General features: G+C 70.8%; 21 protein-coding genes and 3 pseudogenes. 13 read left to right on the top strand and 11 right to left on the bottom strand.

Annotation, left to right across the window (positions count from 1 at the left end; genetic code table 11):
* Nucleotides 1-73 precede the first annotated feature (73 nt).
* Both ACH4E7_RS41980 and ACH4E7_RS41975 read right to left on the bottom strand, forming a co-directional pair.
* Nucleotides 74-1,195, bottom strand: coding sequence for an IS630 family transposase (locus tag ACH4E7_RS41980; RefSeq protein WP_396254485.1), 1,122 nt, complete (start codon nt 1,193-1,195; stop codon nt 74-76).
* A 34-nt stretch (nt 1,196-1,229) separates the two neighbouring features.
* A complete protein-coding gene (locus tag ACH4E7_RS41975; RefSeq protein ID WP_396254484.1) occupies nt 1,230-1,604 on the bottom strand; it encodes a DoxX family protein in 375 nt (124 codons plus the stop codon).
* 118 nt (nt 1,605-1,722) lie between these two features.
* On the opposite strand from ACH4E7_RS41975, the gene ACH4E7_RS41970 reads away from it, so the two are divergent.
* A complete protein-coding gene (locus ACH4E7_RS41970; RefSeq protein WP_396254483.1) occupies nt 1,723-2,244 on the top strand; it encodes a MarR family winged helix-turn-helix transcriptional regulator in 522 nt (173 codons plus the stop codon).
* Here the strand turns inward: ACH4E7_RS41970 and ACH4E7_RS41965 are convergent.
* From ACH4E7_RS41965 to ACH4E7_RS41955, 3 genes are all read right to left on the bottom strand, one after another.
* Nucleotides 2,207-2,530 (bottom strand): hypothetical protein, encoded by a 324-nt coding sequence (locus tag ACH4E7_RS41965; protein WP_396254482.1) that lies wholly within the window; start codon nt 2,528-2,530, stop codon nt 2,207-2,209. The two genes, ACH4E7_RS41970 and ACH4E7_RS41965, sit on opposite strands and share 38 nt — an antisense overlap.
* A 166-nt stretch (nt 2,531-2,696) precedes the next feature.
* Nucleotides 2,697-2,837, bottom strand: coding sequence for a zinc-binding dehydrogenase (locus ACH4E7_RS41960; RefSeq protein ID WP_396254495.1), 141 nt, complete (start codon nt 2,835-2,837; stop codon nt 2,697-2,699).
* 54 nt (nt 2,838-2,891) lie between these two features.
* Nucleotides 2,892-3,113 carry a hypothetical protein gene (locus ACH4E7_RS41955; RefSeq protein ID WP_396254481.1) on the bottom strand — a complete coding sequence of 74 codons (222 nt, stop codon included), beginning with the start codon at nt 3,111-3,113 and terminating at the stop codon, nt 2,892-2,894.
* Between the two features lie 130 nt (nt 3,114-3,243).
* Between ACH4E7_RS41955 and ACH4E7_RS41950 the strand changes: the two genes are divergently transcribed.
* The 5 genes and pseudogenes from ACH4E7_RS41950 to ACH4E7_RS41930 all read left to right on the top strand — a co-directional run.
* On the top strand, nt 3,244-3,645 hold the full coding sequence (locus ACH4E7_RS41950) for a hypothetical protein (protein ID WP_396254480.1): 402 nt from the start codon (nt 3,244-3,246) through the stop codon (nt 3,643-3,645).
* A 104-nt stretch (nt 3,646-3,749) separates the two neighbouring features.
* The gene (locus ACH4E7_RS41945) at nt 3,750-4,145 is read left to right on the top strand and encodes an SsgA family sporulation/cell division regulator (RefSeq protein ID WP_396254479.1); all 396 of its coding nucleotides are present in this window, start codon (nt 3,750-3,752) and stop codon (nt 4,143-4,145) included.
* A 97-nt stretch (nt 4,146-4,242) separates the two neighbouring features.
* The gene (locus tag ACH4E7_RS41940; protein WP_396254478.1) at nt 4,243-5,451 is read left to right on the top strand and encodes an aromatic acid exporter family protein; all 1,209 of its coding nucleotides are present in this window, start codon (nt 4,243-4,245) and stop codon (nt 5,449-5,451) included.
* A gap of 386 nt (nt 5,452-5,837) precedes the next feature.
* A complete protein-coding gene (locus tag ACH4E7_RS41935; protein WP_396254477.1) occupies nt 5,838-6,404 on the top strand; it encodes a hypothetical protein in 567 nt (188 codons plus the stop codon).
* 525 nt (nt 6,405-6,929) lie between these two features.
* A pseudogene (locus ACH4E7_RS41930) lies at nt 6,930-7,211 on the top strand (SDR family NAD(P)-dependent oxidoreductase); the annotation flags it as partial.
* A 304-nt stretch (nt 7,212-7,515) separates the two neighbouring features.
* Here ACH4E7_RS41930 and trxA read toward each other — a convergent pair.
* Entirely contained in the window at nt 7,516-7,845 is a 330-nt protein-coding gene (gene trxA / locus ACH4E7_RS41925; protein ID WP_396254494.1) for a thioredoxin, read from the bottom strand.
* Between the two features lie 634 nt (nt 7,846-8,479).
* On the opposite strand from trxA, the gene ACH4E7_RS41920 reads away from it, so the two are divergent.
* Nucleotides 8,480-9,352, top strand: a complete 873-nt coding sequence (locus ACH4E7_RS41920) for a CAP domain-containing protein (RefSeq protein WP_396254476.1) — start codon at nt 8,480-8,482, stop codon at nt 9,350-9,352.
* Between the two features lie 208 nt (nt 9,353-9,560).
* On the opposite strand, the pseudogene ACH4E7_RS41915 reads toward ACH4E7_RS41920, so the two are convergent.
* A pseudogene (locus ACH4E7_RS41915) lies at nt 9,561-10,376 on the bottom strand (serine hydrolase domain-containing protein); the annotation flags it as partial.
* Nucleotides 10,377-10,459: 83 nt separating this feature from the next.
* Between ACH4E7_RS41915 and ACH4E7_RS41910 the strand changes: the two are divergent.
* The 3 genes from ACH4E7_RS41910 (at nt 10,460) to ACH4E7_RS41900 (ending at nt 12,578) form a co-directional block, all read left to right on the top strand.
* Entirely contained in the window at nt 10,460-10,966 is a 507-nt protein-coding gene (locus ACH4E7_RS41910) for a galactose oxidase-like domain-containing protein (RefSeq protein ID WP_396254475.1), read from the top strand.
* A gap of 325 nt (nt 10,967-11,291) precedes the next feature.
* Nucleotides 11,292-11,576 carry a hypothetical protein gene (locus ACH4E7_RS41905; RefSeq protein WP_396254474.1) on the top strand — a complete coding sequence of 95 codons (285 nt, stop codon included), beginning with the start codon at nt 11,292-11,294 and terminating at the stop codon, nt 11,574-11,576.
* Between the two features lie 606 nt (nt 11,577-12,182).
* Complete coding sequence (locus ACH4E7_RS41900) at nt 12,183-12,578, top strand: transglycosylase SLT domain-containing protein (protein ID WP_396254473.1); 396 nt, start codon at nt 12,183-12,185, stop codon at nt 12,576-12,578.
* Between the two features lie 344 nt (nt 12,579-12,922).
* On the opposite strand, the gene ACH4E7_RS41895 is transcribed toward ACH4E7_RS41900, so the two are convergent.
* The gene (locus tag ACH4E7_RS41895; protein WP_396254472.1) at nt 12,923-13,897 is read right to left on the bottom strand and encodes a hypothetical protein; all 975 of its coding nucleotides are present in this window, start codon (nt 13,895-13,897) and stop codon (nt 12,923-12,925) included.
* A 127-nt stretch (nt 13,898-14,024) separates the two neighbouring features.
* Between ACH4E7_RS41895 and ACH4E7_RS41890 the strand changes: the two are divergent.
* Together ACH4E7_RS41890 and ACH4E7_RS41885 are read left to right on the top strand one after the other, a co-directional pair.
* Nucleotides 14,025-14,138: pseudogene (locus ACH4E7_RS41890) on the top strand (IS5/IS1182 family transposase); the annotation flags it as partial.
* A gap of 250 nt (nt 14,139-14,388) precedes the next feature.
* Nucleotides 14,389-14,547: a hypothetical protein gene (locus tag ACH4E7_RS41885; protein WP_355677285.1), complete on the top strand. Its 159-nt coding sequence runs from the start codon at nt 14,389-14,391 to the stop codon at nt 14,545-14,547.
* Between the two features lie 299 nt (nt 14,548-14,846).
* Here the strand turns inward: ACH4E7_RS41885 and ACH4E7_RS41880 are convergent, their stop codons facing one another.
* The 3 genes from ACH4E7_RS41880 to ACH4E7_RS41870 all read right to left on the bottom strand — a co-directional run bounded on the left by ACH4E7_RS41880 (nt 14,847) and on the right by ACH4E7_RS41870 (nt 20,178).
* On the bottom strand, nt 14,847-16,076 hold the full coding sequence (locus ACH4E7_RS41880) for a hypothetical protein (RefSeq protein ID WP_396254471.1): 1,230 nt from the start codon (nt 16,074-16,076) through the stop codon (nt 14,847-14,849).
* A 288-nt stretch (nt 16,077-16,364) separates the two neighbouring features.
* Nucleotides 16,365-17,987: a hypothetical protein gene (locus tag ACH4E7_RS41875; protein WP_396254470.1), complete on the bottom strand. Its 1,623-nt coding sequence runs from the start codon at nt 17,985-17,987 to the stop codon at nt 16,365-16,367.
* Between the two features lie 604 nt (nt 17,988-18,591).
* Entirely contained in the window at nt 18,592-20,178 is a 1,587-nt protein-coding gene (locus ACH4E7_RS41870) for a Na+/H+ antiporter (RefSeq protein WP_396254469.1), read from the bottom strand.
* 178 nt (nt 20,179-20,356) lie between these two features.
* Between ACH4E7_RS41870 and ACH4E7_RS41865 the strand changes: the two genes are divergently transcribed.
* Nucleotides 20,357-20,596, top strand: a complete 240-nt coding sequence (locus tag ACH4E7_RS41865) for a hypothetical protein (RefSeq protein ID WP_396254468.1) — start codon at nt 20,357-20,359, stop codon at nt 20,594-20,596.
* Nucleotides 20,597-20,883 lie beyond the last annotated feature (287 nt).

Genomic DNA, 20,883 nt, shown 5'->3' with positions numbered 1-20,883 from the left:
CGGCTGGGGCGGGGCGGGACGGTGGCCGGGCGGGAACTGCGGTCAGGGCCGGGCCCCACCGGCCGGTCTCGACCTAGTGTCCTGCGCCGGAGATCCGTCGGCAGAAGCGGGCGAGGGAGTCGAGGATCTCGTCGGCGGTCTTGGTCCAGGTGAACGGTGTGGGGTTGTCGTTCCAGTTCTTGATCCAAGTGCGGATGTCTTTTTCGAGGGCCTGGACGTTCTTGTGGGCTCCGCGGCGGATCATCTGGTCGGTGAGGAAGCCGAACCATCGCTCGACCTGGTTGATCCATGAGGAGCCGGTCGGGGTGAAGTGCATGTGGAATCTGGGGTGTTGGGCCAGCCAGTTCCGCACGGCCGGGGTTTTGTGGGTTCCGTAGTTGTCACAGATGAGGTGGATGTCGAGGCCGTCGGGAACCTCCTGGTCGATCTTGGCGAGGAACTTCTTGAACTCCACGGCGCGGTGCCGGCGGTGCAGCGAGCTGATGACTTTTCCACTGCCGGTGTCGAAGGCAGCGAACAGTGTGGTCAGGCCGTTGCGCACGTAGTCGTGGGTGCGGCGCTCGGGCATGCCGGGCATCATCGGCAGGACCGGCTGCGACCGGTTCAGGGCCTGGATCTGCGATTTCTCGTCGACCGAGAGCACGACCGCCCCCTCGGGCGGGTTGAAGTAGAGCCCGACCACGTCATAGACCTTCTCGACGAACAACGGGTCGGTCGACAGCTTGAACGTGTCCGCCAGGTGGGGCTTGAGCTGGAACTTCCGCCAGATCCGCCCCACCGTGGACTTCGACAGACCGCTGTGGGCCGCCATCGAGCTCCGCGACCAGTGCGTGGCGTTCTTCGGGATCTGCTCCAGCGTCGCCACGACCACCGCCTCGATCTCGTCCACCGCAATGACGGGCGGTCGGCCCGGCCTCGGTTCGTCGACCAGGCCGTCCGGCCGATCGGCCAGGAACCGCCGCCGCCATTTGCGGACAGTGTCCGCCGTGATTCCCAATTCCCTTGCCACACCGACGATCGGCGGCACCTCGGGACCCGCACACGACAGCACGATCCGCGACCGCAGAGCGAGCGCCTGAGCTGATGTCGCCCGCCGGGTCCACCGCTCCAACTCTGCTCGCTCATCGGCGGAGAGGAGCAGCGGCTCCAACTTGGGACCTCGACGGCGCAGCGGCGCCTCCGGAGAAAGACTCATACAAGATCTAACGACGGATCTCCGGCGCAGGACACTAGAAGGAGTACGGGCCGAAGCGGCCCCACACCTCGACGGCCGCGAGCGCGAGCAGCACTACGTTCACGGTGATCATCTGCGCCTCGCCGCGGCGGACGTGCACGACCGCGGCGCCGGCCATCGCCAGTGCCAGACCGAGCGCGGCCAGCGGCACCAGCACCGGCGCGATCCCGAGCGCGGCCGGCAGGACCAGCCCGACCGCGGCCAGCACCTCCAGCGCTCCGATCGTCTTCACCGCCCCGGCGCTCACGTCCTCGACCCAGCCCATGCCCGAGGCAGCCAGCTTCTGCTTCGACTGGGACAGTTTCATCATCCCGGCAGCCAGAAACGCCACGGCGAGCACGCCCGCGAGGACCCACAACAGAACGTTCATGATGCTCAACACCCTTCAGTGACTTAAATCGTTAACTGAAGACTAGGGGTGGCATCACTTCAAGATGCAAGTCACCGAAGGCTTTGATCACTTAACGCGTGAAGCTATGCTCCGAAGCATGGAGATCCCAGAGACCCCGCAGGAGCCCCGCTGGCTCGACGACGAGGAAGACCAGGCCTGGATCGCGCTCAGCAGCATGCTGATGCGGCTGCCCGCGGCCCTGGACGCGCAGCTGCAACGCGACGCCGGCCTGAGCCACTTCGAGTACCAGGTCATGTCCGGGCTGTCCATGGCCCCCGAGCGCACCCTGCGGATGAGCGAGCTGGCCGCGTTCGTCGAGGGCTCCCTGCCCCGCCTGTCCCAGGTCGTCACACGGCTGGAGAAGCGCGGCTGGGTCCACCGCAGCCCCGACCCCACCGACGGCCGCTACACCGTGGCCACCCTCGACGACGAGGGCTACGACAAGGTGGCCGCCACCGCCCCCGGACACGTCGAGGCCGTACGCGCCTACATCTTCGACGCCCTCACCAGGGCACAGGTCCGCCAGCTGGCCACGATCGGCCGCCGCATCGTCGGCGCCATCGACCCGGGTCACCCCCTCGTCACCGGAACCGTGGATCGGCTACGGCGCCACGAGTGACCGCGCCCCGCGGGCCGGGCCGGCAGGCACACACCTCGAGCGGGTGGCCGAGGACGATGGCGATGGGCGGGTGACCGATGCCGGCGCGCGGGTAGGGGTCGGGCAGCGGGTGGGCGTGTCCGAAGAAGCCGCGGTAGTCGTCGCTGAGCGAGACCGGGGTCGACGTCATCCCACACCTGCCACCGAGCCCGTACGCGGTCGCACCCCGGAGGCGATGGCGCGCCCGCACCGTGTACTCCAGCGGCTTCGACAGCACACCCCACACCTCGACGGTCGTCTCGTCCACGCCCGGCGGGCGGCGGTGTTCCCCCAGCGGCGGCCGGGCTGGTCTTCGAGCCCCCCGCCCTCGCCGCCTGGTGGGGCACCGTCGGTCCGGGCAGCGGCAGCTGGCGGCCCCCTGCCGCGCGGGACCGCGCCGATGCCCGCTGGCCCCGACCCAAGCCGCGGGTCGACTATCCGTCCGCGACCTGGATGACGACCTTGCCGCGCCGGTGTTCCCTCTCCAGCGCCTCGCACGCGGCACGCGTCTGCGCGAGGGGAACGACCCGGTCGATCCGTGGGCGCAGCCGTCCGCTCGTGGTCAACTCGCTGATGGAGTCGAGGCCACAGGCAGCGCCGCAGCCGGCCAGCGCCCGTTCAAGGGACCTTCAGCGAACCACCGACCCACCCCGCATGCGGCGAAACGCCTTCGCGTAGGCGTGGCCGCGCTCCCGGGCGTTGGCGTTCTTCGGCCAGATCATGCCGAGCGCGTCCGGCTCCGGGATGCGGGCGGGGCCGAGCAGGGCCTGCTGCCGGACGAAGGCGCGGGAGGCCGCGGGCAGCGCGGTTGCCCCGCCCGTTATTCCCCGCCCCGCCGGCCCGATGGGCATGACATACCCCACGATCCAAGATGTACAACTTTCAACATGTTTTCCGGTAGCGTCGTTCGTGCCCCACCGCAGCGGGGCACCGCCCGGAGCCGTCACCCCATGGCTCCGGGCCGATCAAGGAGGAAAGATCATGAACAAGTCCGTCGGACGCCGGGCCGCCACCGCGGCCGCCGCGCTCGCCGCGACGCTCGGTGGGCTGCTACTCGCCGGCGGCACCGCCTCGGCCGCACCGGTTCAGGCCGTCCACCACGACGCCACCGTCTCCGTCTCCGCCTCCCCGACGGCCTTCCAGGTCCGCGACCACGAGGTCGACCGCTACGACCTCTACGACCGCTACAGCAGCCACGACGGCGGGCACACGAGCCGCTGGGACGGCCACCGCTCCTGGGAGCGCCGGGGCAGCTACTGGTACAGCGACGACCACGGCCACCCGTACCGCTACGACGGCCACCGGTTCTACCGGTGGCACAGCGGCTGGCAGATCATCCAGGTCATCAACGTGTACGGGTTCAACCCGCACATCTTCCGCTGACCTGCGGCGCGCCCACGGCCAGGGCGCTCGCACCCGCCGTCCAGGGGGGCACCACCCACCCAGGGAGTCACGCCGTGAACGGCTGTGCAGATCAAATGCTCGACATGGAACTCCTGCTTCCCTCGGGAGAAGCGGTCACGCTGCCGACCCTCCTGTCCTACCGCGCCTACGACCCGCTCGCCGTGCGCATCGTCTTCCACACCGACACGGGCGGCCAGGTCCCCTGGGTCTTCGCCCGCGACCTGTTGGCACAAGGCCTGCGCAGACCGAGCGGGCAAGGGGACGTACAGGTCTGGCCGGGAGCAGTCGAAGCGGTCGGCCATGAGGAGGTACTGAACCTCGCCCTCTCCTCGCGGGAGGGGACCGCCTGGCTCCGGGCCCCGCTCCACGTGGTGGCCGAGTGGTTGGAGCGCACCTACCGACTGGTACCCGCCGGCCGGGAAGCCGACGGATACGACCTGGACGCCGAACTGTCGTGCCTGCTGCCGGGCTCCACCTGAGGCCCCGGCCTCGGCCGCTTCCGTTCAGCGGCCCGGCCGACCCCGGCGGGTCACACCGCCGCAGCAAGTGAGCAGTAGACGGAGCAGGAGCACAGAGATGAGAGCCCCGGCCTTCGTGCCGAGTCCGGCCGCCATCGTCCGGTGGTGGGAAGCACCGAGCCGCGCCCTGCGGCCGCCGCGCGCGCCCCACTTGTCGCTCCCGGGATGGTCGACCACCGCCCTCACCCGCAGTGTCAAGGGACTCGTCGCGGCCCTCCTCGCCTGGCAGGCCGCCTCGTGGTGGCTCCCCGGGCAACAGCAGTACCTCGCCGTAGCCACCGCCCTGGCCATGGTCAACGCCCCGAGCATCTACCGATCGGTGACGCAGGCCCTGCGCAGCGTGGCCGCCCGGGCCGCGGGGCTGTCACTGGCCGTGGCTGTCGTATGGCTGCTCGGCCCGGCCGCGGGAAGCGTCGCCGCGATCCCGGCCATCGCACTGGTCGCCGGAGGCCGCCGGGGCTCCGACAGCCGCCTGCAGATCGCCTCGACGGCGGCACTCACCCTCGCGGCGGCGACGGCCGTCCCCGTGGGCCACGTCGTCACCCTGACCCTGGCCACCCTCACCGGCGCGGCCGCCGGCATCGCGGTCAACGCCCTCATCCTTCCGCCCGTGCACCTCGGCGCCTCCGACACCTCGGTACGCGAACTCGCCACGGCCATGGGGGACCTGCTCGGCGACATGGGCCGCGGACTGCGTGAGCGGCAGCACACCGACCGCGCCCACCTGTGGCTGGAGCGGGGCAGGCACCTCGACGACCTGGCACTCCAGGCACAGGAGGACGTACGCCAGAGCCGGGAGAGCCTGCGCTGGAACACGCGGTGCATCGTCCACGGGCAACAGAAGCCGACGGACCACAGCGAGGCGCTGCGCGCCCTGCATCGGGTCTCCTTCCAGGTCCGGGGCATCGCACGGACCCTGGCCGACAGCGTCGACGACCAACCCACCGGTCACCGCCTGAACCGGCTCTTCCTCGACCGGTACGCGACGACCCTGGAAACGGCGGAACGGGCGATGGAGTCGTTCGCCGCCCCCGGGCATGCCGCCAGCCCCGATCTCGACAGCCTCTGCGGGCCGCTGCGCCGCGCGATCGACGACGCCATGACCTGGCACAGGACGATGACCGACGAGATCAGGCACGGCACGCTGGCCGAACCGGGCGCCTGGCACGTCTACGGCTCGCTGATCACCGACATCGAACGCCTGCTCGCCGACCTGGAACGCGCGAACCGACCCGCCCCGACCACGCCCAGGCCCCGCCCGTCGTGAAGCGCCCGGCTCCCAAGCCGGCCTGCAGGCCATCCCACCCACCGACACGGGCAGACCGGTCCGCAAGCCCCGAACGAAGCGGCGAGCGGGCAGGCGACGCGGGAGGATCCCGGAGCCGCAGCCGGACGAAGGCGCGCCGCTCCACGGACTGGGCAGGTACCGACGCTCACCGGGGAGGGCCGATGCCCCGGCGACGACCGCTTCAGGCCCGGCTCGGATTCGTTCGGGCTCGTCCTGATCCATGGCGATGACCTCACTCCATCGCTTGACGCTCGATTCCGTGGCCCGTACGGTGGTTTGTGTTGGTTGAAGGTTAAACAAATGACCCCCCTCTTCCGACCTGCGCCGAACGCAGCCAGGCATCCGATAACCCCGAAGGAAGAAACATGAACCGCACGACCATGCGACGGGCCGCCACCGCGACGACCTCCCTCCTCCTCGCCGGCGCCGCCGCCCTCGGCGTCTCCGGCCAGGCCATGGCCGCCACCGCCCCCGCCCCCGCGGCGGCCGCAGCCTCGCACCCGTCGTCGTCATCGGCCGCCACAGCCGACACCGGCCTGCGGATCGTCTCGCTGCCCGCCCACCAGATCGGCGCCGACCACCGCCCGCACGAGTTCACCGTCCGCTACGCCGACGACACCCACCTCGCCCAGGCCCAGCAGATCCTCGTCCTCTCCCCCGAACACGGCCCCTACCTCCAGAGCGACGACATCCGCCTGGAGCGGTTCGACACCGCGACCCGGCACTGGGAGCCCGTGAACCTGGACTCGCAGACCGGCACCCTCTACACCCGGATCCCGCTCACCGGCCGCACCCTCACCCACGGCGGCGACACGGCCATCCGCTACCGGATCACCCTCCAGCACGACCTGCCCACCGCACCGCGGCACCTGACCGTACAGCCCCGTACCGTCCTCTACACCGCACCGCAGACCACCGGAACCCAGGCATAGCCACAGGCGGCACCCCACCCGCACTCCCACCACACCGCCCCCGCACACCACACGCCGAACACCGGCGGAAAGCCGCAGCGCACGGACTGAGGACAGGGCCACCCCGACACCGCGAGAACACCGGGCCAAGCCCTGCGACCGGGCGCGGGCGTGCGGCCACCTCTGCGCCGGCGAGGAGCCCTACTGGAAACACCCGCCCCCGGGTGTGAAGCACCTCGCCACCGTCCTGCCCAACGGCCGGCTGCGGCTCGACGGACAGCATTGCCCGCCGGAGCCGGCAGTGCCGGAAGGTCAGCCTGGTTGTCTTCGACGGCAGCGGCCGTCAGATGCGGCAGCAGTACATCAAGTATCTGATCGCTCAACACATCTATGCATCGACCGAACTGACCGTCAGCCACGTTCGGTCGATCGGATCCGCTCCCGCTGTCCCTTGACATCCAGGCGCCGCGCCGACCAAGATCACCCGGCACAAGATCTGGGCTCGCCTCACGTCGAAACGATCTTTCCTCGGTCACGGAGGTTCGGAACCATCGGCCTCCGTCACACCCCGCGTTCTACGCCGCCAAGGCTGCTCAAGCCGGCTTCGCCGACGTCCTCTCGCACCGTCTGCGTCCCGACGGGATCCGCGTCATCTCGCTCTACCCCCCGGACTTCAACGACGGTGACCCGCTCGACGCCGCCTGGGACGGCGCCCCTCGGACGCAGGACGACCCTCTGACCGCGCAATCCGTCGTTGACTGCGTGCTGTTCGCGATCCGCCAGCCGCGGGACTGCTTCATACGTTCCTTCCACTTCGAGCAGTTGTAGGGCTTGGCCGGAGGCCGTCGCGCACCAAGACCATCCCGGGTCGGCGCTCTGGCGAGACCGACGGTCACCCCGGCATGGCACGCGCTGCTGCACCGGATGCGCTTGCCGGTATGGCCGGGTTCCGTTCCTCGACGGCACCGCGACCCGGCCGCGCGCCGACACGCCACCCGCTCCGAACCGAAACGCTCGGTCGTCCCCGAAGCCCACGCATCCCATGTCCTGCCGGCGGACGCCCTTGGCAGGCCGTTGCCGACTGCGGGTGGCCGGCGGCCGCAAGCGCGGTCCGCCGGCACCCGCGGCGAGATCACGAGACGAACGCGTCGAGATCGCGATCGAGGGCCGCCTTCGACTGGGCGCCCACGATCGTCTTGACCACCGCACCGTCCTTGAAGACGAGCAGGGTGGGGAGCGACATCACGCCGTACTTGTCGGCGGTGGCCGGGTTCTGGTCGATGTTCAGCTTCACCACCCCGATCTTGTCGCCATGCTCTGCGGCAATCGCTTCCAAGGATGGAGTGATCTGACGGCAGGAACTGCACCACTCGGCCCAGAAGTCGACGAGGACCGGCTTGTCGCTCTTCAGGACGTCCGCGTCGAACGAAGCGTCGGTGACTTCCTTCAGCGCTGTCGTCACCTGTTGGGTCGGGGCACCACGTCCATCTCCGGCATAGGCCGAGGCAGGCACCACAGACCCGACCACCAGGGCTGAAACCATGGCCAGACCACCCAAAGTCCGGCACCGGGAACGCTTCACATCCACCCCTTTCACCGAGGGAGACCAGATCGACTTGGATCTTGCTATTCCGGTCGCATCTTTCGGTGGGTCTGACGAGGCAGCCGACCACACGGGATCGTCGCAGGGCTGGAACCGGGTCGGCCCGCCGTCTTCGCCGACCTCGCCGAAACCCGTGGCGCATCCACCGCCACCTTGATCAAGACTCCGCCCCCTCGGCGAGACCGCAAACCGGAGCCGACAGCCGTACGCATGCCCCCGACCAGCAGGCGGTCCCGGACTCCGGGGCTCACTCCACCACTTCGCGGCCCCGAGACAAGGAACCGATTCCTCCCGAGGCCGAAGCCCCGGGCTTCCTCGGCGGAATGCAGGTGGTGACGAAGATCACGATCTCCTCGGTAGGTGTTATCTCCGCCGAGCCTGCCGGTCTCCTGTGATGTCGGCGCAAGAGGCGTCGGCCGGTCGGGGTGGCGCGCGTGGTGGTACGGCCGCGTAGTCGCTCCGAGCGGCCAGGAGAACCCAGGGAGCCTGTTTCATGCAGTCTGTTCGTCCAAGGCAGATGATCGCCGCGGTCTTGGCCGCCGGTGTCATAGGCGCCGCGCTGAGCGCGTGCGGTCCGCAGAACGGCGGGTCCGTCACGGACACGGCGGGTGCCGCCCCGGCGAAGGCGGCGGCGACCGGCGTCGACTCCTCGCCGTCCGCGGCCGTCTCCTCCCCGTCGGCGTCCGCCTCCGCGACCGGCCGGGAGACCACGCCGCCTCCGGCCCCGCCCGCACCGACCACCCCGGCGGCCACCAAGGACCCCTCCAGCCCGGCCACGGCGAAGACTTCGACCCAGCCCCCGGGCCAGAACCGGACCCAGGTTCCGCCCCAGGCCCAGACCCGGACTTCGACCGGGGCGCCGGCCAAGGCCCAGCCGAACGCGGACGGCGCGGCGTCGGGCGGGACCTCGGCGAACCCCGGTCACACGACATCCGCCCCGGCCCCGGCGAACCCCGACACCACCGGGTCGGGCCGGACCGCGGGCAGCGCCGAGGCGCTCTCGTTGAAGCTGATCAACGAGGAGCGTGCCCGCAACGGTGTCCCGGCCCTCGTCGTCAAGGACGACCTGACGCAGTTCGCCGTGGACTGGGCCCGCCACATGCGCGAGACCGGGTTCGCCCACTCGGAGAACGCCTCCGGTGCCGGGCCCAGCCTCACCGGCAGCCGGACGCTGACCGGGGAGTGCATCGTGATGTGGAGTGACGCCTCACTCACCGGGGAACAAGCCGCCGAGCAGTTCCAGAAGATGTGGACCGAATCCCCGGGGCACCACGCCGCTCAGATCAACCCCCGCTACACGCAGATCGGCGTCGGCCTCTACCACGACTCCAGCGGCTGGTGGGGCGTGCACGAGTTCGCAGGCTGACACGGGCCCACCGGTGTCGGTCCTGGGCCGATCCGCCACGCCCTGGCCACGCCGGTGGCGGCAAGCCTGGAGGCCGCCACCGCCGCGGGTGGCGGCCTCGCCGCCAAGGCCCCTGAATACCCCCGGTCAAACCCCGGGCCGCCTGCTCGGAGCGATCTTCGCGTAGTGGGCGGCCGCCCCCGCGGGGCCCGCGGCGAGTCGACCCCGCTCAGCCCTGCGCGCCGTTGCCGCAGAACTCCGCTTCAAGTTCGGCCGTGAAGACCGAGATCGGGCCCAGCTGGGCGCCGTCGGCCCAGTCGCCGTTGACCTCGGTGGAGAGCATGTGGTGGCCGTCGCGGGTGCCGAAGGTGTAGGACCAGGAGCCGTCGATCGCGCCGCCCATGCCCCAGACCTTGCCGCAGGAGAGGTCGACGGAGGCGACGCCCAGGCCGTAGTGGGTGGCCGGGATCCACGCGGGGCCCGGGTCCTGCATCACGAACATCTCGTCCATCTGGGCGGGCGGCAGCAGCCGGCCCTTCAGCAGGGCCTGGAAGAAGGTGTCCAGGCCACCCACGGTGGAGATCATGTCGCCGGAGCCGTAGCCCCAGGACGGGTTGAGCTCGGTGACGTCGTAGAACGGGGCGGTGGCGTCGTTGAGGGTGCCCAGCTTGGAGTAGAAACGGCCGTGCGGGCCGTGGATGCGGGTGTCGTCACCGGTCGGCTCGTAGGTGTTCTTCAGGTGCAGCGGCTTCACGAACCGGTCGGTGATCTCCTGCGAGAGGTTGCGTCCGGTGGCCCGCTCCACGATCATCCCGGCCAGCACGTAGTTGGTGTCGGAGTACTGCCAGCCGGTGCCGGGGGCGATCTGGGGCTTCACACTGATCCCGAGCCGGACCAGCTGACGCGGCGTGAAGCCGTCGAACCGGTGCCGCAGGAAGGCCGGTCCGTTGAAGTCCTTCCGGACCGAGTCCTCCGTGGCGAAATTGGCGATCCCGCTGGTGTGGTTGAGCAGCTGACGGATGGTGATCTTCGAGCCGTCGTACCCGTTGGTCCACCAGCCCCGGCAGCCACTGCTCGACGCTGTCGTCCAGGCTCAGCTCGTGCTCGGCCTCCAGCTGGAGCAGCACGGTGGCAAGTTGCCAATTCATCCAGGACGCCGGCGGGCTGCGGGTATTCGCGCCACCGAACGGTGCTGTCGCCCCACCGGGCTGGTACCTGCTGTTCATCGTGGCTCGGGCCGACAACCTGGCCGTCCCGTCGGAGGGCGCGTTCGTCCAACTCCTCGCGGGTCCCAGCGGGAATCCGGTCCTCACCGAGAGCAACTTCGGCACCCGAGGGAACTTCGAGTTCCTGACCCCGATGAGCGGTGGGATGGCCCACTTCGTCCGCAACAACGACGACCCCACCCTGCCGTGGAGCTCGCCCACTCCTGTCGCCACCGACGGCGGGACCGTCGAGGCGGTGAGCATGATCCAGGGGAACTTCGGCCCACCCGGCCACAAGGGCCCCGGCAACCTCGAAGTCATCGCCCGCATCGGCGACCGCCTCGCGCACTTCTCCCGCGACAGCGAACCACCGTTCGCCTGGCACGGCCCGGCCTTCCTGCCCGTGGTGGATGAGTTGGGCGGCTCGTAGCGGATCTGAGGACTCTTGTCAGTCGCCCCCCCCGGCACGACAGTCGCCGACGCTCTGTCAGATGCGTACGGGGGAAGAGAAGGCCGGCCGCGTCGGTGCCCGGCCGGCAGACGTCTTCGGGGCGAGGGTCGACCGAAACACGGTCCGACCGGGCAGGGTGCGAAGCCGTCGCAGGACCGCGGCCCCGGAACCGGCCACAGCGGCCGGCCTTGGATCGCCGATGCGGCTACCCGAGCGCCTTCCGGACGTCTCGTGAGCGAGAGACCCCCGGTGGGGGGTATGTCGTCTCGCACGAGATGACCTCGGGACCCGTGAGGAGAACAGCGTGTACGCAGCAGTGCGGCGGTACGAAGGGGTGACCGATCCTGCCGAGGCGGGACGCCGAGTGGCCGAGGGATTCGTGCCCCTCCTTCGCCAGGTCCCCGGATTCGTGGCCTATTACTGGGTTGACGCCGGGGATGGAGTGATGGTCTCCACCAGCGTGTTCGAAGACCAATCCGGGGCCGAGAAGTCGATCGAGACGGCGGCGGACTTCGCGCGGAGCAACCTCGCGTCACTGCTCCCCAACCCTCCCCAGATCACGGCCGGCCAGGTCGTGGCTGCCGGGTAGCGGCCTCCGCAGCGGCCCTTCACAGACCTCCGGTCGTCGCCCCCTGGTGGTACCCGTCCCGGCCGATCACCTGGCAGCGCGGCTACTCCGTGCGGAGGCGGCCGGGCGGGCACGCCGTGCGGGCACGCCGCGCGGAGGCGGCCGGGTGGTGCACGGGCAAGGGGGAAGCCAGTGCACCGCCGTCCTGCGGCCGGCAGGTACCCGTCTGACGAGTCCGCCAGCCCAGACAGATCACCCCAAACCGTCATAAACCGTGAGCCCGCTCACACCTGAACGAGCTCAACGACGGGCGATAGTGGCCGCGCCCGGCGCCGCGAGCGACCCCCGATCGCGGCGTTTGCGCAGCTCAGCGGCGTTGGCGCGGCCACGCGGCCCGCCCTTCGGATCAGCGGCGGCCCACCCTGGATACGACGGCGGATCGTAACAAGGGGGTCTTGTCGGCAGCCGATCCCGCCTGGCAACAATTGCTCCACCCAGCCACACCGGCACCTGTCCCGCCGGATGCGGCTCACTGCCGAAACACGCCCCACGACCACTCGGCCCCTGCCCGGCCACGGTCCAGGCGGGGCGTGACACCGGCCCAACCCGATTGAGGTCTTGTTCGCTATGCCCAGCTTCAAGCTTCGTATGCGCACTTCTGCTGCTGTTCTCGCCGGCGCCGCCGGTCTGACCGCCCTGGGCGCAGGCGTTCTGCCCGCCACCGCGAACGCAGCGACCCTGTCCCCGAAGGCCATCGCCGCCCAGATCGTCCCGGCGAACCAGCTGGCCTCGTTCAGCCAGATCATCTTCCACGAGTCCAGCTGGAACGTGCACGCGACCAACCCGAGCTCGGGCGCCTACGGCCTGGGCCAGGCGCTGCCGGCCTCCAAGATGGCCTCCGCGGGTAAGGACTGGAAGACCAACCCGCGCACCCAGATCAAGTGGGCGCTGAACTACATGAACACCCGCTACGGCAGCCCGAACGCCGCCTGGGCCTTCTGGCAGACCCACCACTGGTACTAAGCCGACCGACCACCGGCGTACCGGCTTCCACCCGTCTCCTGACCACTCTCCCCTCACCCCGGGGGCCGGACAGGGACCACCGGGGTGACCCGAGAGGGCCCGGGCCCGCGCGATCCGCGTGGCCCGGGCCCTCTCGCGTTCGTGCTGCCCGCTCTGCACCGTCCTGCCTTGCTCGACCCGGGACGAATGGGCGGCGCGGTCCTGGCGCGCTCCGGGTCCGAGCTCCTCGTCAAGGCGCTGACAGCGATCACGCGCTACCTCGACACCACGGTGGGCTGAGGCGGGCGGCAAGCCAGCACGCCATCAGCCATGGTGCCGTACCCGGTCACGGGTGTCCTGCTGGTTCAGCGCCTGTACGCCTTGCGGCAGATCTCGACCAGGCTCGGCGGTAGGCCGACCTTGCCGCTCTCCGCGCAGACGTCGACCGGCGCCGTCGGCTGCGGCCCGGCGGGCGACGGCTGCCCGGCGGACCGCGCGGGCCGGACCGGCGGCTGAGAGTGCACGCCGGCCGGGGTCCGCGCAGGCCCCGGCCGGGACGGGACGGCCGGGACTGCCGACCGGCCGGGCGGGCGAACAGGCGCCTCGTCGGCGCCCGCGCCGTCGGGCTCCCGGTCCTGCTCCGGCGGCCGGCCGGACGGCTGGGCCGGGGAGGGCTCCGGCAGCCGGCCGGGCGACGGGGCCGAAGAGGGCTCCGGCGCCCGGGCTGCGGCAGGAGAGACAGACGCGGCGCTCGGCGTCCCGGCCAGGGCCTGCAGCACCGGGGCTGTGTCGAGTTCCACCCGCTCGGCGGCGGGCGCGGGCCGGGGCCGCTCCTCGGCCGCCAGCTCCACCGCCCAGCAGGACAACACCCCTGCGACCGCCGCCACCACCGCGCACCGGCGTGCGACCCGGCCGGACAGCAGAGCGGTGGCCCGTGATCGCGCGGTAGGCCGGCCGGCGGCGGCCTGCCCTGCGAGCGCCCAGCACGCGCGGGCGTTGATGATCGCCGGCCGGACAGCGCCGGCGCCGGTGAAGGCCCACGCCGCAGCCGTCCGCTCGTAGAGGTCGGCGGCACCCCGGTGGTCCCCGGCGCGGTGGGCCAGATAGGCCCGGACCTCCTGAACGGCCGGGGCGTCGGAGTGCTCGGCGCCCTCGGTGTCCAGCACCGCCTGGTGCAGCTCAGCGGCGAACCGCCCGGCCTCGGCGAACTCGCCGCCGACGGCCGCCGCCCTGATCCGGCGCAAGGCCGCGGAGCGCTCGGGTGAGAGCACCCCCGCGTCGGCACTGATCAGACACAACGGCACCGACACGGCCGTGCCGGGCTCCTCCGTACGGGCCATCGGGCCACCTCCCTTCACGGATCAACGATGGCAGGGCAGAGGGCCGCGAGGCCGCAGCGCCACGGTGTTCACCAGCCGCGCCCCGGTACCCCACAGGATCTCCGGCGGCTGCCGGCCCGGCTCCACGGTCGGTCGGCCCGTTCCGGGCAACCGCGATGACCGCAAGGCGTGGACGGAGTCGGGTACCGCCGCGGCGGTCGGCAAGACGACCACCATCGCCCACGGCGGCTACCGAGACACAGCGGGGCAGTAGCCCACAAACCACACGTCACGCCGAAGAATCGGACTTCACAGCCCGGCTGACGTTCCGGGGGCCTGGGACCCTCGGCCGCCACCGTTCACCTGTTCGAGGGAGGCGCCGCGCCAGCGATGGCACCGCCGGCCCTTGCCGCCTAGCTTGTTTACGGATCACTGAGGGTGGCCGCCGGTTACACCACGCCACCGGACGTGACCGACTGGGAGATAGCAAACGACGCAGAAAGGAGCCTGCCATGCCGCAGCCCTGGACCGAGGACCGCCGGTACAAACCCGGGGAGCAGGTCGAGTTCGACGGAGTCGTCTACAAGGCCAACAGACCCATCCCTCCTGGCGAACTGCCCGGCGAGGACCGCCAGTTCTGGACGCCGGTCGGTAATGCCGACGACGAGTGACGATGTGCTCAGGACCCGGGCCCGAGTACGGCGGCTGGTCGTCGATCCCTGAGGGTCGGATCAGCCCCTCGCGGGCCGGGCGAGCGTTCCGTCCTTGTGCCGCGACGTAGTCCTGGACGACGGGTGACCACATGCTGTGGCCGCGACCTCGGCGCCGGTTACCCGTCTTCCGGGGCCGTCGCGGTCATTCCTGTCAGGGGGAGCCCGCGCTGCGAGCTCCCCCTGACGGCCGGTCATCCCCGACGGCCTGCTGCGCTGCGTCGCCCGCGACCGCCGGGGCCACCGGCTGCTACACCGGCTCAGCCTCGGCCGGTGAGGGCCAGGGGCTGGTAGTCCGGGGACTTGGGCGTGCCGCCGGCGCCCAAGGCGGTGAGACGGCCACCCGGAGCGGCGACGACGGCCAGGTAGGAGACGTTCTCGTAACCGGTCACCGAGAGGTCCAGGGTCTGCCAGCGGCCATCGGTGTAGCGGAAACCGAGCGGGCGGTCCTGATCGCTACCCGGGTCCCAGCCGACGGCGGCCATACCGCCGGGGACGGCGCTGACCGACCACAGCCGGCCCGCGACGCCTTCGGGGGCGGGGACGGTCGTCCAGGCGCGGCCGTCGAAGTGGGCCACCAGCGGGTGGCCGCGGTCCTTGTCGGTGAGGACGGCACGGCCCACGACCCACACATCCTTCGGCCCGTGCGCGGCGACGCTCTGGTACTCGCCGGCGAGGCCGGCGAAGGCGGGGGCTCCGACGCGGCTCCAGGCCCGGCCGTCGTAGTGCAGGAGCACCGGCTTGTCGTCGGGGGCTGCGGTGTTGCCCACCGCCCAGACGTCGTCGCGGGCGATCTCGGTGACGGAGTTGAGCAACCAGTTGCCGTCGATCCCGTCGGCGCTCATGCGGTGCCAGGCCGTGCCGTCCCAATGCTCGATCAGCCCGGTGGTGCGGGTCTCGATGCTCGTGCCGCCGTTGGGGCCAGGTGTGCGGCCGGTGACGACGGTCGCGCCGCCGACGGTCCAGGCGCTGTCGGGGCGCGGTGCCGAGGACCCGAGGAGGTAGGCGTTGTAAAGCTCACCGGGCGGCTGCTCGATCGAGGTGGACGTCCAGGCGGCGCCGTCCCAGTGCTCGGCGAGGAACCGACCGGTGGTGGGCTCGCGGTCGCCGAACAGCCAGGCGTCGTGCGTCGAGCTGCCGGCGACCGTGTTGGCGCGGAGCCGGAAGCCGGGTGCAGGGGTGGGCAGTTCGGTCCACTGCGGACCCCGACGGTCGTCGTGACCCACGACCACGGGCTCGAAGCTCAGGCGCGGCCCGCTTCGGTGGATCCGGTAGCCCGCGGCCCACGTGGTGTGGCGGTCCAGCTGCACCCCGGAACTCAACACCGCCCCCGACACGGGGAGTTTGGCGGGAGTGAAGCCGCCGGCGACGACCGCCCCGGAGGCGTCCGGTGCGGCCGGTGCGGCCGCGGCCAGGGCCGGCGGGGCCCCCAGTACCGTCACCGCGGCAACCACCAGTGTCCCTGCCGCCCGGCGCAGTATCCGCTTCATCGTTCGGTCCACCTCGCATCTCTTCGGAGTCGACGGACCGTCACCCGGCCCGCCACAAAGGGAGATGAGGCGGACCGGGCCTTCTGTTACGCGAGGTGTGACGGGCCGACCCGGATGGCCGGAGCGACTCCTGCCGGTCACCGGGCTCGTGACTGCTCGGCGCGCGCCCGGGGCCGAGGACCAGGAGCCGGTCGCCGCCGAGACCGCCGCTGAGGTTCGGGCCTGTGGCGGTTGTCTTCTCCCGATGGGGGTCCGGGGCGGACGGCTGTGCGCCGTCCGCCCAGGGCGTCACCCGTGGCGGTGGTGGTCGCAGCAGTCGGAGAGCTGGAAGGAGGCGATACGGGTGTTCCAGTTTCCGGTGCCGTCGGCCGGCTGGTACTGGTTGGTGTACCAGAACGTACAGTCGTCCACCGGGTCGATCGCCATGGAGGTGTAGTCACCCCAGCGGTTGCTCCCGGTCTGGGAGCCCGTGCCGGTCCACACGGTGGTCTCTCGGAATGTCATCTCGTTCCGCGGGTCGTGCGCCAGGCGTCCGGTGACGCGGATCGACGGATGGTCCTGGGAGGACGACGCCGAGTATCCCAGCGCGATGTCGCCGTCCTTGTCCTGGGCCGCGGAGCCCATCCACCGGTACGAGGGCCCCGGAGCGTAGGTGCTCTGCTGGTGGACGACCGGTCGGCCGCGGTCCAGCCGCAGTTCGTACCAGCGCACCCCCACGCTGCCGGGCACGTCGACCGCGTGGTTGACGACCAGGGACTGGTGGTCGCCGAAGTTGCGGTAGGCGAGCCGGTACATGGCGGAGTAGGAGAGCGAGTCCAGTTTCTGGGTGGTTCCGGCCTGGGGGACGCATCGGGTGGGATCGGTACGTACGCAGGCCGGGTTGTAGGGGGCCACCCGTAGCTCCCCGGGGCCAGTGACGGCGGTGCGGGTCTGGTCGGCCCAGTCGGCGTGGAACCGCCAGTACTGCAGGCTGTTGCTGGCGGGGTTGAGGGCCATCAGGAGGTTGGGCTCGCCCTGCGGGGGTGGGGTCGTGCCGTCGAGGTCCGAGCCGAGCGGGATGGTCGGTGACGCGATGGTGTAGCACTGCTGGTCAGCGTCGGCTCCGCGCAGCATCCTTTGCCGGTCCCAGGCGCACGCCTCGAAGAACGCCCCGCCGGTGAAGGCCGCGTAGTAGGCGTCCGGCCACACCGAGACCTTCGGGTGGTCGATGAAGTGCTGGTACCCGAAGTCGTACCGGTAGTACTCGCCGGTGGCGTCTTCGGTGGTGGAGACGGCCACGCACAGTCGATTCGTGGTGCCCGTCTCGTCGAGGGCGAACTGGTTGATGATCCAGCGGTGGGCCAGGGAGTCCCAGCGGACCACGGGATCGCCGATGTCGACGTTCTGAGAGGTCTCGCACGGTCCGCCGAACCCGCTGAACAGGGTTTGGGTCCTCAGCGGCCCCAGCAGCGTGGCACCTGTCTTGGAGTACACCGCGAGGTCGTAGTTGGTGATCTCCACGATCTGGCTGGAGCCCACCGAGGCGTTGGGGTCGGGGGGGACGCCCCCGGCTTCCCGGATGCCGTCGAAACTGACGTCCAAGTGGATCTGGTCCCGGTTGCCGTCGCGGTCCTGCACCACCCGATCCGGACGGGCGCCCTTGGTGAGGGACGGGTGCGGCGCGTTGCCGGGGCGCGTGACGCCGGCGGTGGACCGGTGCTGTCCGGATGTCTGCCCCAGTTCACGCAGCGGTGGCGAGGTGTCGTGGTGCAGTGCGGGTCCGGAGTCATCGGACCGAGGAGCCTGCCCGTGGACGGCCGACTTGAGTACGGCTCCGGCGGCGGGCGGGGCGGCCCACGCCGGGGCGGCCACCAGCGTGGCTCCCATCGAGGCGACGGCGACGATCGAACGCATGGCACGGGATAGGTGCATCAATCCTCCGAGCGGGTCGGTGAGCCAACCCGATCGGCCGTCTGGCGACGGCATCGTCCGAGGCAGCCCCCACCCGCGTGCGGCGGCTGTCACGACCTCCCGGCGCCCCGGGCACGCCGGGGACGTTTCCAGGCCACGGTGTGAGGGCGGGCGACTCATCTGCGGGTGTGGCAGAACCCAGTTATCCACCTCGTCCGCCCGACGCCGGGGTGATCGGTGCCGTGTCGGGCGCGGCTCAGCCGTATGGCGCTGCCTCCATGACGGCCGTTCGAGAACTCACCGCTGTATCACATATCGTCATAATTAGGCTAATCTCGCCGCGAGTTGAGGAAGTGTCAGGCTGCTGTCCCCAAGCCCAGGAACAGCGCGGAGTACGCCCCATGGCTGAACGCGTCACCACCGTGCCCACGGACCTGGCGGCCTCGCCTCGCGCTCGGAGAGAAGGCGTATCCCCCGCCACGGGTCGAGGAGGGCTGTTACAGAGGACGGCCACCTCTCGCATGACCTCCGCGTGTGGGTGCTCGAAGGAGAGCGGGCGATAGGAGAACTGCATGGTGCGGCTCCGCCCGATCCGGATACGGGTATCGCTTGCGGCACAGACCCGTCAGTCGCGGGCACGGAGACTGGCGTCCTCGAGGTCGAGTTCGCGCTGGATCCGGCGCCGGGTGGCGTTGCTGATCGTGTTCGCCTCGTAGAGGCGCTGGAGCTCGGCCGCCTCGATGCCGATGAGTGTCCGGCGTATCTCGCGGTAGGCGTCGGCGGGACGGGCGTCCGGGTCGCTGTAGTGGGCGTCTTCCGCTTGGTGGATGCGCGCTTCCAGATCGCGACGAGCCTGTTTCAAGGCGGCCTCAGCGGCGGCGCCCAGTTCGGCGAGCTCATCCAGATCGCCAAGCTGTTTGAGCTCTTCGAGAGCGGTGTGGGCGATGTGTCGGCGGGTCCGGGCCTCCTCGCGGGCGGTGTGCTCCGGTTCCAGAGCGATGCCCGAGCGGCGGACGACAGGAGCGAGGGTGAAGCCCTGGAAGACGACGGTGAGCGCGACGGTCCCGGTGGTGAGCGTGAGGATGAGCGCCCGGTGCGGCAGCGGCGCCCCTGTGTGGGTGACCAGGGGGATGGAGAGCGCGGCGGCCAGCGGCATGACGCCTCGGGTGCCCGCCCAGGACAGGACGGCCGGAACGCGCCAGGAGAGGCGGCTGTCGCCCTCCTTGTGCCGGTAGTGGATCAGGGCGGACAGCGGGAAGATCCACAGCAGGCGGATCGCCAGCACAGTGAAGGCGATCACCGGCACCCACAGCGGCCAGCCGTGCTCGTCGTGCGCGAGGTGACGGACGGCGGAGGGGAGCTCGAGACCGATGAGGGCGAAGACGACGCTCTCCAGCAGGAAGGTCAGGGTGTCGTAGACGGCGTGGATCTGGAGACGGATGGGGGCGTTGCTGAGCTTGTGGCCGGTGCTGCCGAGGACCACCCCGGCCACGATGACGGCGGTCACGCCGGAGGCGTGCGAGTCCTCCGCGATGACGTACGACGCGTACGGAGTGACCAAGGCGATGACGGTCTCCAGCACGGGGTCCTCGGTCCGTCTGCGGATGAGGGTCACCACCGCGGCGACCGCCGCGCCGATGAGGGCTCCCCCGCCCGCGAGGATCAGGAACTGCTCGACGGTCCCGGACACGGTGATGGCGCTGCCGGAAACCGCGGTCGCCACGGCGACCTTGTACAGAACCAGCGACGTGGCGTCGTTGAACAGGCTTTCCGCCTGCACCATGGCCTGCACCCGCGGTGGGAGGGACAGGCGCCGGCCGAGTGCGGTGACGGCCACGGGGTCGGTGCTGGCCAGGACAGCGCCAAGGATGAACGCGGTCGCGGTGGTGAGCGGGGTGATCGCTCGGGCGACGTACCCGACGGCGACGGCCGAGGCCAGGACCAGACCGAAGACCAGGCCGGTCACGGGCCGCCACACGCTGCGCAGGTCGCGGACAGAGATTTCCCCGGCCGAGGCGTAGAGCAGTGGCGGCAGCACCAACACGCTGATCACGTGAGGCGGCAGGCGGACCTCGGGAACCCACGGTATGAGCCCGACGACCAGACCGGCGATGACGAGGAGCGAGGGAGCGGGCAGGCGCCAGCGCCGGGCGCCGGTCGCCACGGCCGTGGCCAGGACCACGAGCAGCAGGATGACGGTCAGGCCAGTCATGCAGCGCCCCCGGTGGGTTACGGCTTGTTACCCCCCTCTGACCAGGTGCTCTTATCAACGTAACCGGATTACAGACCGCCAGCCCACCGCCAACGGCGGCCTCGGCGACAAGGACCGGCTCCCTGGGCGGCGTACGGTGAAAAACGGCTACCCGAATCTCCCCGAGAGGCGGCACGCCATGTCGACTTTCATGCGTCGGGCACTGGTCACCGTCATCGCCGCGCCCTTCCTGGCCTCAGCCGCCATGGTGTCGCAGGCCGCCGCCGCGCCGCCCGCCCCCAAGGCAGTGACGACCGCCACCGCGCACCCCGACGTTCCGGCGTACTCCTGCGCCACGCTCAAGAATTGGCTGGACAACCACAAAGCGAACACGCCGGAGTGGCACAAGGTTTCCCTCATGTGGTCGGAGCAGTGCTGACAGTCACCTGCCCGCACCCGACGGAGCACATCGCCGGAGGGACCTGGCCGCTGTGAGGAGCCGATCGCCCCGGCGCCTGGTGACTTCCGCCCCGCCGGAACTCCCCCAGCGCGGGTCACAACGGCGGCCTGTAACCACGAGAGGGCCCGTGCCGCGCGGATCGCGCGGGCGCGGGCCCTGTCGGGTCATCCCAGTGGTCCCTGTCCGGCCCCCGGGGTGAGGGGGAGGGTGGTCAAGGTCGCGGGTGTGGTGCTGGGGCCGAGGGGTCGGCTTAGTACCAGTGGTGG

The organism is Kitasatospora sp. NPDC018058 (assembly GCF_044327205.1).
Classification (GTDB): Bacteria; Actinomycetota; Actinomycetes; order Streptomycetales; family Streptomycetaceae; genus Kitasatospora.
Note: the sequence above shows the minus strand (reverse complement) of the source record. Positions and strands in the feature narration are given on the sequence as shown.